The sequence below is a fragment of the Rhizobium sp. 10N414 genome, from assembly GCF_056394785.1.
Genome location: NZ_JBFTIN010000032.1, coordinates 17,083 through 28,907 on the forward strand (window position 1 = coordinate 17,083; position 11,825 = coordinate 28,907).

The following is an 11,825-nucleotide window of genomic DNA, read 5'->3' on the forward strand; positions in this document are numbered from 1 at the left end:
CCGCCTGAACGTGAAGACTGCAATCGCAACCCTGGGAGGATATTATGCGAAGGCATTTACTAGCGACAACAGCAGGCATGTTGCTGACCATGGCGGGCGCCGCCTATGCCGGCATGGATGAAGCGAAAACTTTCCTGGACAAGGAAATCGGCGATCTTTCGACGCTTTCCCGCGCGGACCAGGAAAAGGAAATGCAGTGGTTCATGGATGCGGCGAAGCCTTTCGCCGGCATGGACATCAAGGTCGTTTCCGAAACCCTGACGACGCACGAATATGAATCGAAGGTTCTGGCGCCGGCCTTCACCGCGATCACCGGTATCAAGATCACGCACGATCTCATCGGCGAAGGCGACGTTGTCGAAAAGCTGCAGACGCAGATGCAGTCGGGCGAAAACATCTATGACGCCTATGTCAATGACTCGGACCTCATCGGTACGCATTGGCGCTACCAGCAGGCCCGCTCGCTGACCGACTGGATGGCGAACGAAGGAAAGGATGTCACCAACCCGGGCCTCGATATCAACGACTTCGTCGGCACCAAGTTCACGACTGCACCGGACAAGAAGCTTTACCAGCTTCCCGACCAGCAGTTCGCGAACCTCTACTGGTTCCGCTACGACTGGTTCAACGACGAGAAGAACAAGGCCGACTTCAAGGCGAAGTATGGTTACGATCTCGGCGTTCCGGTCAACTGGTCTGCCTACGAGGACATCGCCGAATTCTTCACCGGCCGTGAGATCAACGGCAAGAAGGTCTTCGGCCACATGGACTACGGCAAGAAGGACCCATCACTCGGATGGCGCTTCACCGATGCCTGGCTATCGATGGCCGGCAACGGCGACAAGGGCCTTCCGAACGGCCTTCCGGTCGACGAGTGGGGCATCAAGGTCGACGAGAACTCGCGTCCGGTTGGTTCGTGCGTTGCGCGTGGCGGCGATACGAACGGCCCGGCTGCCGTCTACTCGATCCAGAAGTATCTGGATTGGTTGAAGGCCTATGCACCGCCGGCAGCGCAGGGCATGAACTTCTCCGAATCCGGTCCTGTGCCGGCGCAGGGCGAAGTCGCCCAGCAGATCTTCTGGTACACCGCCTTCACGGCCGATGCCGTCAAGCCCGGTCTGCCAGTCGTCAACGAGGACGGTACGCCGAAGTGGCGCATGGCGCCAAGCCCGCACGGCGTCTACTGGAAGGACGGCATGAAGCTCGGCTACCAGGACGTCGGTTCCTGGACGCTGATGAAGTCGACGCCTGACGATCGCGCCAAGGCCGCTTGGCTCTATGCGCAGTTCGTGACCTCGAAGACGGTCGACGTGAAGAAGAGCCACGTCGGTCTGACCTTCATCCGCGAGTCCACCATTCGCGACAAGAGCTTCACGGAGCGCGCTCCGAAGCTTGGCGGTCTGGTCGAGTTCTACCGCTCGCCCGCCCGCGTCCAGTGGTCGCCGACCGGTACGAACGTTCCTGACTATCCGAAGCTCGCTCAGCTTTGGTGGCAGGCGGTCGGCGATGCGTCGTCCGGTGCGAAGACCGCGCAGGAAGCGATGGACTCGCTTTGCTCCGAACAGGAAAAGGTGATGCAGCGACTGGAACGCGCCGGAGTGCAGGGCGATATCGGTCCGAAGCTCGCCGAAGAGCATGATCTCGAGTTCTGGAACAAGGATGCGGTCGCCAAGGGCAACCTCGCGCCGCAGCTGAAGATCGAGAACGAGAAGGAAAAGCCGGTTACCGTCAACTACGACGAACTGGTCAAGAGCTGGCAGTCGAACTGATCAGCAAGGTTGGCCGGGGTGTGTGCCCCGGCCAACCGCCGACCGCATAACGTCGGCATTACACCCTCCTATGAATGACCTATCGCTTCCGCTGGCGCGTTCGCGCCGGCGAGGTGAGCTATTGCGCCGGAGAAGACAATGAGCGGCCATATTCTCGCGATCGACCAGGGCACGACGTCCTCGCGTGCGATCGTCTTCAACGCCGGGATGAAGATGATCTCGTCAGCACAGGAGGAGATCAAACAATCCTATCCGCAGCCAGGCTGGGTCGAGCATGATCCGAATGAGATCTGGACGAGCGTGGTTAGCACGGCGCGGCAAGCGCTGGCGAATGCCAACATTCCACTCACCGATATCGCCGCGATTGGCATCACCAACCAGCGCGAGACAACGGTCGTCTGGGAACGCAAGTCGGGCAGGGCGCTTAACAAGGCGATCGTCTGGCAGGACAGGCGGACGGCTGAAGTCTGCGATAGTCTCAAGGCGGATGGATATGAGAAACTGTTCAGCGCGAAGACGGGTCTGCTGCTCGATCCTTATTTCTCCGGGACCAAGCTGCGCTGGCTGCTCGACAACGTCGACGGATTGCGGGAGCGCGCCGAGGCAGGCGAGGTCTGTTTCGGCACGGTCGACAGCTGGCTGATCTTCAATCTGACTGGCGGACGCGTTCATGCAACTGATGCCACCAACGCGTCGCGAACGCTGCTTTTCAACATTACCGAGGGCAGGTGGGACGAGGAGCTTCTCGGCCTGCTCAGGATCCCGGCATCCATGCTTCCGGAGGTCAAGGACTGCGCGGACGATTTCGGCGTCACTGATCCGGATATCTTCGGTGCGCCGATACCGATCCTCGGTGTTGCGGGCGACCAACAGGCAGCAACTATCGGTAGTGCCTGCTTCGAAGCGGGCATGATGAAATCGACCTATGGGACGGGCTGCTTTGCCTTGCTGAATACGGGGCGGGATTGCGTAACATCCAGCAACCGGATGATCACGACGATCGCCTATCGGCTCGGCGGCGAAACCACCTATGCGCTGGAAGGATCGATCTTCATCGCCGGTGCGGCGGTGCAATGGCTACGCGACGGCCTCGGCTTGATTTCAAACGCATCGGAGAGCGGCACGCTGGCGATGAGGGCCGATCCCAATCAGCAGGTCTATGTGGTGCCGGCCTTTACCGGCCTCGGTGCTCCCTATTGGGACCCGGAGGCGAGGGGTGCGATCTTCGGTTTGACCAGGAACAGCGGGCCGGCGGAATTGGCGCGCGCCGTGCTCGAGTCTGTCGCCTACCAGACGCTCGATCTCCTCATCGCGATGCGGAAGGATTGGGGCGGCCATCACATTGAGACGGTCCTGCGTGTCGATGGCGGCATGGCAAGTTCCGACTGGACGATGCAGCGTCTTGCCGACGTTGTCGGAAACCCGGTGGATCGGTCGGCTGTCGTCGAGACGACGGCGCTCGGCGCGGCCTGGCTCGCCGGTTCGCGAGCAGGGGTTTGGCCCGACAAGGAGAGTTTCGGAAAAGCATGGGCGTGCAGCCGGCGGTTCCAACCCTCCATGGAGGAGGCAGAGCGACAGAGGAAGATCGCTGGCTGGCGCAATGCGGTCTCACGCACCTTGTCGGGCGCGCAATTCAGCAATCAGTTGGCCTGACCGTCGTCACGCCACCATCAGGACGCCGTTTTCAGGTGGTTGTCAGGCCAAACCGGCAATGCTAGCTCGCTGCAAAAGTTGCGACGAGGTTGGCATGAAACGCCTGTGGAATTTTCGGTGGTGGAAGGCATCCCTCATCGGCACCGTTACGATTGGCGCGATGTTCGGGGGCTATATTGTTTATCTCCAAGCGAGCGGGAATTTTCACGCCGTCATCGCGGATCAGCTCTACCGTTCGGCGCAACCCTCGCCTGAGCAGCTGGCATCTTACGTGCGTAGTCATGGCATCGAGACGGTCATAAACCTGCGCGGGATGCACGTTGGCAAGAAATGGTATGCCGACGAGATTGCAACTGCACGCGGTCTCGGCGTTCAGCATATCGACTTCGAAATGTCGCCGTCCAAGGTCTTGTCGCCCGAGCGCGCCGAGCAGCTGCTGGCGATCATGAGAGCGGCACCAAAGCCCATCCTTCTCCACTGCCAATCTGGCGCCGATAGGACAGGGCTCGTGTCGGTCCTCTACAGCCAACAAGTGGCCGGTATCAATGAGGACGTCGCCGAGCGTCAGCTCTCGGTCTACTACGGCCATATTGCCATTCCTTACCTGTCGGGAACCTACGCGATGGACAGGAGCTGGAAGGGCCTCGAAAGGTATTTTGGGATCCAGGGGTAGCCGAACGGCCGCAGCGCTTGCCAAGGTTATTCAGGTGACTGTCAGAAAATCCGGTCATGGCTGGCGAATATTCTTCGACGGCCATCAACTACAGATGATTCGATCCTGGTTCCGTCGACGCCAAAATCTGGACGCGGAGACGACCAATTGGAAGATAATGCCACCAAGGTCCGCCTGATCGAGCGGCGGCCCGCAATCGGCAGCGTGACGCTTTGCCTTGCTACGACTCTCTACCTGCTTCTTGTGACAAACAGATCGTTCTGGAGCACGGCCTTTAGCTATTTTGCGTCCGATCATCTCTCGTTCGTGCTCTTTGTCGTCGGCATTTCGGCTGTGAGCATGGCAATCATCACGGCTTTCTCCGCCAAATATGTCACCAAGCCTTTTTTGATCTTCTTCGTTCTCGCGGCAGCCGCCGGCTCCTGGTTTACCGATCAGTTCGGCGTGGTCGTGGACAAGGAAATGATCCGCAACGCGGCGGTGTCGACGGGCGCGGAGGCAGGGCATCTGATAACGACGCGTTTTGCCCTTTATTTGATGCTCACTGGTATACTTCCGTCACTCGTCATCCTCTGGGTACGCATCCGGCATCGCCCGGTGCTGTCCAAACTTGCTCATAATACCGGCGTGATCGTGGCTTGCCTGGCTGTCTTCGTCGTGGTCGGATTCGGCGACTACCGTGCCTTTGCGGGCGTCGGGCGCGCCCACAGAGACATCCTCGACCGGCTGAACCCATTCGTACCGATCACCAGCACCATTCGCTTTGCGGTTTCGTCCGAGCAGGATGCGCATGTCGTCGCCGAGCCGCTCGGTACGGATGCGCATCGGGTGAACACTGCCGGCCTTAACAAGCCGCGCGTAACGATCATCGTTGCGGGCGAGACAGCGCGTGCCGATGACTTCTCGCTTGGCGGTTATGCGCGGAAAACCAATCCGGAGCTCGAAAAGCGGAACGTTGTCTATTTTCCGAAAACGACCAGCTGCGGCACAGCGACGGCAATTTCTATCCCGTGCATGTTTTCGGTCTATCCGCGAACAGCCTATACGCACCGGAAGGGCCTTGCGACCGAGAACCTCCTCGACGTGCTGAGCCATGCCAAGGTGGACGTATCCTGGCTGGATAATGACACCGGCAGCTATCATGTCACCGACCGGGTCCCGTTCACGTTCTTGCCGGAGTCGGCCGATCCACGTTTTTGCAAGGATGGTGAGTGCCTCGACGCTATCCTTCTCGACAAGGTCGACGATTGGCTCGACCACGTAAAGGGTGACAGCGTGCTGGTCTTGCACCAGCTCGGAAGCCATGGGCCAGCCTACTTCGCTCGTTATCCCGATGAATACCGACGTTTCGTTCCTGATTGCCAGGCGAATGATTTCGGCAGCTGCACGGCCGAAGAGATTACCAACGCCTATGACAATACGATCCTCTACACGGACCACATTGTCTCGACGGTCATCGATAAGCTCAAGCAGCATTCCGACAAGGTTGCCGGTGCAGCGATCTACGTGTCGGATCACGGTGAATCGCTTGGCGAAAACGGAATCTACCTGCATGGCGCGCCCTATATCGTAGCGCCGTCGCAGCAGACGCACGTGCCGTTCCTGGCGTGGGTCAGTGACGATCTCGCGAAGGGGGCCGGCTTCGATATGAGTTGTATGGCTAAGCAGGCAGACAGGGACCGTTCGCACGACAACTTCTTCCACAGTGTGCTCGGGCTCATGGACGTGGCGACCAAGGCCTACGATCCGAATCTGGATGTTTTCGCCGGATGCCGCCGACAGGCGGATAAACTCGCAAGCCTTCAGCGATGAGACAGCGAGGCTGCTGCAACGCAACAGCCGGAATAGGCTCTATCGTTGTATCGATTGCCTCGGGATGCCAATCCAGCTCTCAGTGCTTGTGGTTTGCCGCTTTCATCCGCTCTGAAAGCTCGGAGAGCCCGAAGGGCTTCACCAGGAAATCGTCCGCGCCGCTTCGCAGGCCCTCGATCTGATCCGAAGTCTGGTCGTGCGCCGTCAGAATGATGACGGGGACGGAGTTCGCTTGTCGTCTAAGCGCCTTCAATAGGGTTAAGCCATTACCATCGGGCAAGCGCAGGTCGAGCAGGATGACGCCGTATTTGCCGGTTTCGGCCGCTTGGGTTGCTTCCGCGAGATTGAGGCACCAATCGACCGAATGACCGTCGGCCGCGATGTGATCGCGCACGGCGTCTCCCAAAAGGACGTTGTCCTCGACCAGCAATACGTTCACACGCTATCTCCCTTGAATGCCTGCCTTCCGGCGGCATCCTCCATGGCCATGACGGCGTCTATCCGTCGCCAGGATTTCTAATGAGATCGCTAGCTGACAATGACCTTAAGGCTTTGCGGGGATCGGCATTAAACGCGGTTGTGATCCCGGCTTCCTCGGCACTGGCCTGCAGGTGAGAATATATGTCGGCGTGCTGCCAGGTCATGTCGGCATTCCGACGTCAGAACCGGCGAGCAGCGAAAGCTCGTTGGCGGTCTTCATCACCATGGTGATCGTCTGGCTGATATCGGGCGCTGCCGAGGCATTGACCAGCGCGATATAGGGGCAGGTGAGGGCCGCAATGCAGCGTCCGTCCGGCCCAAGGATAGGAGCGGAAAGGTTATTGACGCCTGCCGTCTGGGCGCTCGCCATCATTTCGTAACCGTGTTCGCGGATCTGGGCGAGGCGCTCGTAAAATTCTGGTCCGAGATTCACTTCCGCGCGGCTGCGCACGTGTTCCGCGATCATCATCTGCCGCTCTTCATCGCTTCGGAACGCAAGAAGCACGTGGCCGGAGCCGGTGTCGAAGAGACTGATGTGCGACCCGATGCGGATCGAGAGACCCCAGTAATCCGGCGCCTCGTGCTGCGCGATCACCACCGCCGAACCGCGGTCAAAGACGACCAGGTGGTTCGCCTGTTTGGTCTTCTGCGCTAGTTCACGCATCAATGGCATTGCGAAAGACGCCAGCCGGCGTGTTGGCGCGTGCAACTGGGCCAGCCCGAATAGCTTGAGTGTCAGTGTAAACCGGTCACCCTCCAGCTTCGTCACGTAGCCGCGGCGGACGAGGCGATCGAGCATGCGATAGAATTCGTTGGGGCTACGATCGAGACGCTTGGCGATCTCCGCCTGGGTCAGCCCTTCCTCGACGCTGGCCAAAAGCTCGAGGATATCGAGCCCCTTGTCCAGCGCCGGAGCGCGGTACCGATCAGCGTCATCTGCTTCCATCAATTTCTCCTGTGAATGCCACCTTACATATACAAATGCGTAGCTGCCGAAAAGCGCAGTGTGCAGCTCGGTTCGGTCGGTAGCGTCGCCTGTATATGAAAAAGAACCTCATATATGGGTAGGTGCTTGCCGGCGCGAACTGCCGATCCGCAGCGCGTGGCGGACCTTAGTAGTGAACTTCTTCATCGACTATGGAAAACGGGCAGGTTAGGCTCGCGCTCTTGAGGTGAGGCTGTTCGTGTTCCGAGGATTCTGGTGATATTTTTGACTGATGGAGAACTAAGCGAAATCAAAGCGTTTCGACGGGAACTTCATCGCAATCCGGAAGTCTCGGGTGAGGAGGCGGAAACCGCATCCCGCGTTACAGAGGAACTCGGCCGCACGAGGCCAGATCGCATCGTTGCCGGCATCGGCGGCCATGGCCTCGCGGCCGTCTATGAAGGAGCGGCATCAGGTCCGACGATCATGATCCGTGCGGAACTGGATGGCCTGCCGATCGAGGAAATCTCCGATGTCGCGCACCGTTCGACGGTGCCGGGCAAGGGCCACCTTTGCGGCCATGACGGTCACATGGCGATCCTGATGGCACTCGCGAAGGGTCTTGGGCACGAGCGGCCTGCGAAGGGGCGGGTTATCCTGATGTTCCAGCCGGCCGAGGAGAACGGTGCAGGGGCAGCGGCCGTGCTTGCCGATCCGAAGTTTGCGACGCTGACGCAGGATCTATCGCTCTCGCTTCATAACTTCCCGGGTATCCGGCTCGGACACGTCCTTCTCAAGGAGGGGCCGGTCAATTGCGCATCGCGCGGAATGAAGATCATTCTAAAGGGTAAGACATCGCACGCCTCTTATCCGGAGCAGGGCATTGCGCCGACTTTCGTGCTGGCGCGGTTGCTCGGTGATCTGACGGCGTTGGGCAACAATGGGCCGCTGGGGCCGGACTACTCGCTGGTTACGGTCACACATGCGCGGCTCGGGGAGCCGGCATTTGGGATCAGTCCCGGCGAAGCGCAGATCTGGGCGACCCTGCGGACGCTGACCGATGAAGCGATGGCAGCGTTGGTTTCCCGCGCCGAGGAACTGGTGCAGACCCAGGCGAAGGCCGGGCAATTGCAGGTGGAGATCAGTTACGAGGACGTGTTCCGCCAGTGCTACAATTCCGCCGAAGCGGTCAAGGAGCTGCGGCGTGCCCTGGATGACGAGGGCGTCAGCCATGACGATGTCAGTAGCCTGCTGCCAATGAAAGCTTCTGAAGACTTCGGTCTGTTCCGGACTGTGGCGCCCGCAGCGATGTTCTTTCTCGGGGCGGGTGAAGATCATCCGCGACTGCACAACCCCGACTACGATTTTCCCGATGAGCTGATCGCGACCGGATCGCGGGTCTTCATGCGCGCCATCAGGAACATTCTCGGCCGAGCTACCCTCCGGCGGCCCCTGTAGTAGCTGCCGGACATTCCCGCCGGTGATTGGCCGATGGCGAGGACCCTGCTTCCGTTCCGTCGGCGCGGTGCCTTCGCATCTCCGGTCAAATTAGATCGCAATCCCTGATCGACTTGGGAGTGGATTTGCGCAATATTTTCAGCATCGGATGCATGCGCGGTTCGCGCAGCGTCACGTCGGAACCATTTGACTTCCTCCAGAGTGCAATGGGATTAGCATGTTTGCTCAAGACATCATGAACACCGACATCACAACGATCAGCGCCGATAGCAGCATCCATCAGGCAATAGACCTGATGGTTGCCAAGAATATCAGCGGCCTGCCTGTTATCGACAACGATGGCAATGTTTGTGGCCTGCTGACAGAAGGAGACCTCCTCCGGCGCATCGAGTTCGGTGGCGGCAGATCGGCCGGCAAGCCGGATGAGACGTCGCTCGTCGACCTCGACGACTATATCCGAAGCCGCAGCTGGCGGGTATCGGATGTCATGTCCGCAAGCGTGATCAGCGTGACGCCGGATACGCCGGTTGCGGCGATCGCCGAGGCGATGTTCCGGCACAAGATCAAGCGGGTGCCCGTCGTCAGCGACAAGCGCCTTCTCGGTATCGTCAGCCGTATCGATCTCCTCAAAGCAATCGTTGCGGCGCCGGCCGAGAGAACGGCAAGTGGTGACGATGCTCTCGCCCGCGCCATCCGCGCGCGACTGCAGGGTGACCTTGGTCTCGACACCGATGCGATCAAGGTATCGGTTCAGGATTCCAGAGCGGTGCTTGAAGGGACCGTATCGAGCGAACTGGAGCGGCGCGCCATCCGTGTCCTGGTGGAGAACCTCAAGGGCGTCAGCGGCTTCATCGACAAGCTCGGTGTTGCCTGATCGGAGATCCTCAGGCTACCGTACGGAGAAGCTTTTTCGCTTGTGTTGCCATCAGTCGTTCTTCGTTGGTCGGGATCACTAGCGTTTTGAAATCACCCAGGAAGCGCAGCCTTCGCAGGATTGCCTCGCGGACAGGGGCGGCGTGCTCGCCAATCCCGCCCGTAAAGACAAGCGCATCGATGCCGCCTAGGGAGACGGCCATCATCGCGATATGCTGAGCCGTTTTGCGGGCAAAATACTCGAGCGCAAAGGCGGCTTTGGGATCGTCGCTTTGAAGCAATGCCTCGACGTCGTTGCTGATGCCGGACAAGCCTTTCAGGCCCGAACACTCATAGAGGATATCCTGGACCGCTTCGACGCCGAGCTCCAGGTCGTGGATCATGTAGAGAACGGCGCCCGGATCGATTGAGCCGCTGCGGGTTCCCATAGGAATGCCGTCGAGCGCGGTCATGCTCATCGTCGTATCGACGCTGACGCCGTTCTTCAACGCACAGAGGCTGGCGCCATTGCCGAGGTGGCCAACAACGACACGGCCGGCATGGAGGTCCGGATAGTCCTTGGACAGCACCTGAGAAATCCAATCATAGGAAAGCCCATGGAAGCCATAGCGGCGCATGCCTTTGTCGCGCATCTCCTGCGGTAGTGCGAAGCTGCTGGTCAGCTCGTCGTGGCCTGCGTGAAAGGCTGTGTCGAAGCAGGCAATATCGGGCGCTCCGCTCGCGATTCTCGCCGAAGCGGTGATACCGGCGAGATTGTGGGGTTGGTGAAGCGGCGCTAACGGGATCAGCGCCTCGAGGCGGCGCATCACATCCGGCGTGACAATGACGGGCTCTCGGAAGGTCTGCCCACCATGGACGACGCGATGGGCAACGGCTGTTGTGCGCCAGCCGTGATCGTGCCCGCCTATGAGCTCGGTCACCGCGCGGAGTGCTAGATTGTGATCAGTGCTCGCGGGCAGGGTACTTCGCGTCTCCTCACCATTGGGAAGCTTCGCACGCATCTCAGGCGTGTCACCAATACCGGTGACCTTGCCGCTCATCAGCACGTTTAGGTCCCGTTCCGCGAAGATCTGAAACTTCAGGCTCGATGAACCGGTGTTGAGAACAAGCAGCGTGTCGATCATCGAATTGTGCTCCGAGGCCGATCAAGAGAGTACAAAAGCGAGACGGTGTGTCAGGGCGTCGCAATTGCCCTGCGCCGGCACTGAGTACCCCTCTGCTGCGGCAGGGTGGCCGCAGAAGATGCAAGTGTCAAATTGTTTCTGTTTCAGGATTCGCGTATAACGAGTTCTTTCTCGGGTGGCGTTGCGGTGGATCAAATCCTGCCTTTATGCGGTAATGGTCGCCGGCTCTATTCCCGAGGGTTTGGACTTGCCGTGGTCGATGCGGGCAGGCTCCAGCGTGTTATGGTTGTGGGCAGCTCGAGCGCCACGCTACTCGATTTGGGAGGGATGGGAATGGAAATGCAGCTATCCATTGCTGCTCGCCCTGAAGCGGTCAGCTTCGATCCTAGCCGGACTGCCGTCATGGTCATCGATATGCAGAACGACTTCGGCTGCCGTGGTGGAATGTTCGATCGCGCCGGCCTTGACGTCGCGCCCATCGCGCATCTCGTTCAGCCGATTTCGCGGTTGCTCGAAGCGGCGCGGCGTAACGCATTGCTCATCGTCTACACCAGGCAAGAGCATAATGCGGACCTTTCCGATGCCGGTAACGAAGATGCTCCGCATCGCATCAAGCACAAGCGCCTGAATATCGGGGCAGCCGTGGTAGCCCCAAACGGCATCCAAAGCCAAATCCTGGTGCGCGATACCTGGAACACTGCAATTATCCCGGAACTCGAGCCCCAGCCAGGCGACGCCGTGATCTCCAAGCATCGCTACAGTGCATTTTTCGAAACGTCGCTCGATACCCTCCTTCGCGCCAGGAGGATCAACACGCTCATCTTCACCGGTGCCACGACCAGCATCTGCGTTGAGTCCACAGTCCGTGACGCGACTTTTCGCGACTATCGTTGCATCGTGCTTAGGGACTGTACGGCAGAACTAATCGCGGCTGACACAATGCGCAGCAACCATGAAGCGTCGCTGCTCGCAATCGAGCTGCTCTTCGGTTGGACAGCGGAGTCCGAGGCGGTGATTGACGCCTTATCCAGAAGTGCAAGAGCCGGGTAGGGGGCAAG

Annotated in this window: 10 protein-coding genes; 7 read left to right on the plus strand and 3 right to left on the minus strand. The window is 59.6% G+C overall.

Annotation, left to right across the window (positions count from 1 at the left end; genetic code table 11):
- The first annotated feature begins 44 nt into the window (after positions 1-44).
- The 4 genes from AC1DE4_RS23645 (at position 45) to AC1DE4_RS23660 (ending at position 5,907) form a co-directional block, all read left to right on the plus strand.
- On the plus strand, positions 45-1,769 hold the full coding sequence (locus AC1DE4_RS23645) for an ABC transporter substrate-binding protein (protein ID WP_041912341.1): 1,725 nt from the start codon (positions 45-47) through the stop codon (positions 1,767-1,769).
- A 138-nt stretch (positions 1,770-1,907) separates the two neighbouring features.
- Entirely contained in the window at positions 1,908-3,422 is a 1,515-nt protein-coding gene (gene glpK / locus AC1DE4_RS23650) for a glycerol kinase GlpK (RefSeq protein WP_477815569.1), read from the plus strand.
- Between the two features lie 94 nt (positions 3,423-3,516).
- Positions 3,517-4,095, plus strand: a complete 579-nt coding sequence (locus AC1DE4_RS23655) for a dual specificity protein phosphatase family protein (RefSeq protein WP_018854683.1) — start codon at positions 3,517-3,519, stop codon at positions 4,093-4,095.
- A 147-nt stretch (positions 4,096-4,242) separates the two neighbouring features.
- Positions 4,243-5,907, plus strand: a complete 1,665-nt coding sequence (locus AC1DE4_RS23660) for a phosphoethanolamine transferase (protein ID WP_477815570.1) — start codon at positions 4,243-4,245, stop codon at positions 5,905-5,907.
- Positions 5,908-5,986: 79 nt separating this feature from the next.
- On the opposite strand, the gene AC1DE4_RS23665 is transcribed toward AC1DE4_RS23660, so the two are convergent.
- The gene (locus AC1DE4_RS23665; RefSeq protein WP_018117053.1) at positions 5,987-6,346 is read right to left on the minus strand and encodes a response regulator; all 360 of its coding nucleotides are present in this window, start codon (positions 6,344-6,346) and stop codon (positions 5,987-5,989) included.
- A 201-nt stretch (positions 6,347-6,547) separates the two neighbouring features.
- Positions 6,548-7,333: an IclR family transcriptional regulator gene (locus AC1DE4_RS23670; RefSeq protein ID WP_018854686.1), complete on the minus strand. Its 786-nt coding sequence runs from the start codon at positions 7,331-7,333 to the stop codon at positions 6,548-6,550.
- A gap of 258 nt (positions 7,334-7,591) precedes the next feature.
- Between AC1DE4_RS23670 and AC1DE4_RS23675 the strand changes: the two genes are divergently transcribed.
- Both AC1DE4_RS23675 and AC1DE4_RS23680 read left to right on the plus strand, forming a co-directional pair.
- Positions 7,592-8,770 (plus strand): amidohydrolase, encoded by a 1,179-nt coding sequence (locus AC1DE4_RS23675; protein ID WP_018854687.1) that lies wholly within the window; start codon positions 7,592-7,594, stop codon positions 8,768-8,770.
- Between the two features lie 217 nt (positions 8,771-8,987).
- The gene (locus AC1DE4_RS23680) at positions 8,988-9,644 is read left to right on the plus strand and encodes a CBS domain-containing protein (RefSeq protein WP_018854688.1); all 657 of its coding nucleotides are present in this window, start codon (positions 8,988-8,990) and stop codon (positions 9,642-9,644) included.
- Positions 9,645-9,654: 10 nt separating this feature from the next.
- On the opposite strand, the gene AC1DE4_RS23685 is transcribed toward AC1DE4_RS23680, so the two are convergent.
- On the minus strand, positions 9,655-10,767 hold the full coding sequence (locus AC1DE4_RS23685; RefSeq protein WP_169680147.1) for an acetate/propionate family kinase: 1,113 nt from the start codon (positions 10,765-10,767) through the stop codon (positions 9,655-9,657).
- Between the two features lie 333 nt (positions 10,768-11,100).
- Between AC1DE4_RS23685 and AC1DE4_RS23690 the strand changes: the two genes are divergently transcribed.
- Complete coding sequence (locus tag AC1DE4_RS23690; protein WP_477883342.1) at positions 11,101-11,817, plus strand: cysteine hydrolase family protein; 717 nt, start codon at positions 11,101-11,103, stop codon at positions 11,815-11,817.
- Positions 11,818-11,825 lie beyond the last annotated feature (8 nt).

Coding starts and splice junctions, on each gene's coding strand:
- glpK (WP_477815569.1), top strand. CDS start 1,908: ATGAGCGGCCATATTCTCGCGATCGACCAGGGCACGACGTCCTCGCGT.
- AC1DE4_RS23670 (WP_018854686.1), bottom strand. CDS start 7,333: ATGGAAGCAGATGACGCTGATCGGTACCGCGCTCCGGCGCTGGACAAG.
- AC1DE4_RS23680 (WP_018854688.1), top strand. CDS start 8,988: ATGTTTGCTCAAGACATCATGAACACCGACATCACAACGATCAGCGCC.
- AC1DE4_RS23645 (WP_041912341.1), top strand. CDS start 45: ATGCGAAGGCATTTACTAGCGACAACAGCAGGCATGTTGCTGACCATG.
- AC1DE4_RS23655 (WP_018854683.1), top strand. CDS start 3,517: ATGAAACGCCTGTGGAATTTTCGGTGGTGGAAGGCATCCCTCATCGGC.
- AC1DE4_RS23690 (WP_477883342.1), top strand. CDS start 11,101: ATGGAAATGCAGCTATCCATTGCTGCTCGCCCTGAAGCGGTCAGCTTC.
- AC1DE4_RS23685 (WP_169680147.1), bottom strand. CDS start 10,767: ATGATCGACACGCTGCTTGTTCTCAACACCGGTTCATCGAGCCTGAAG.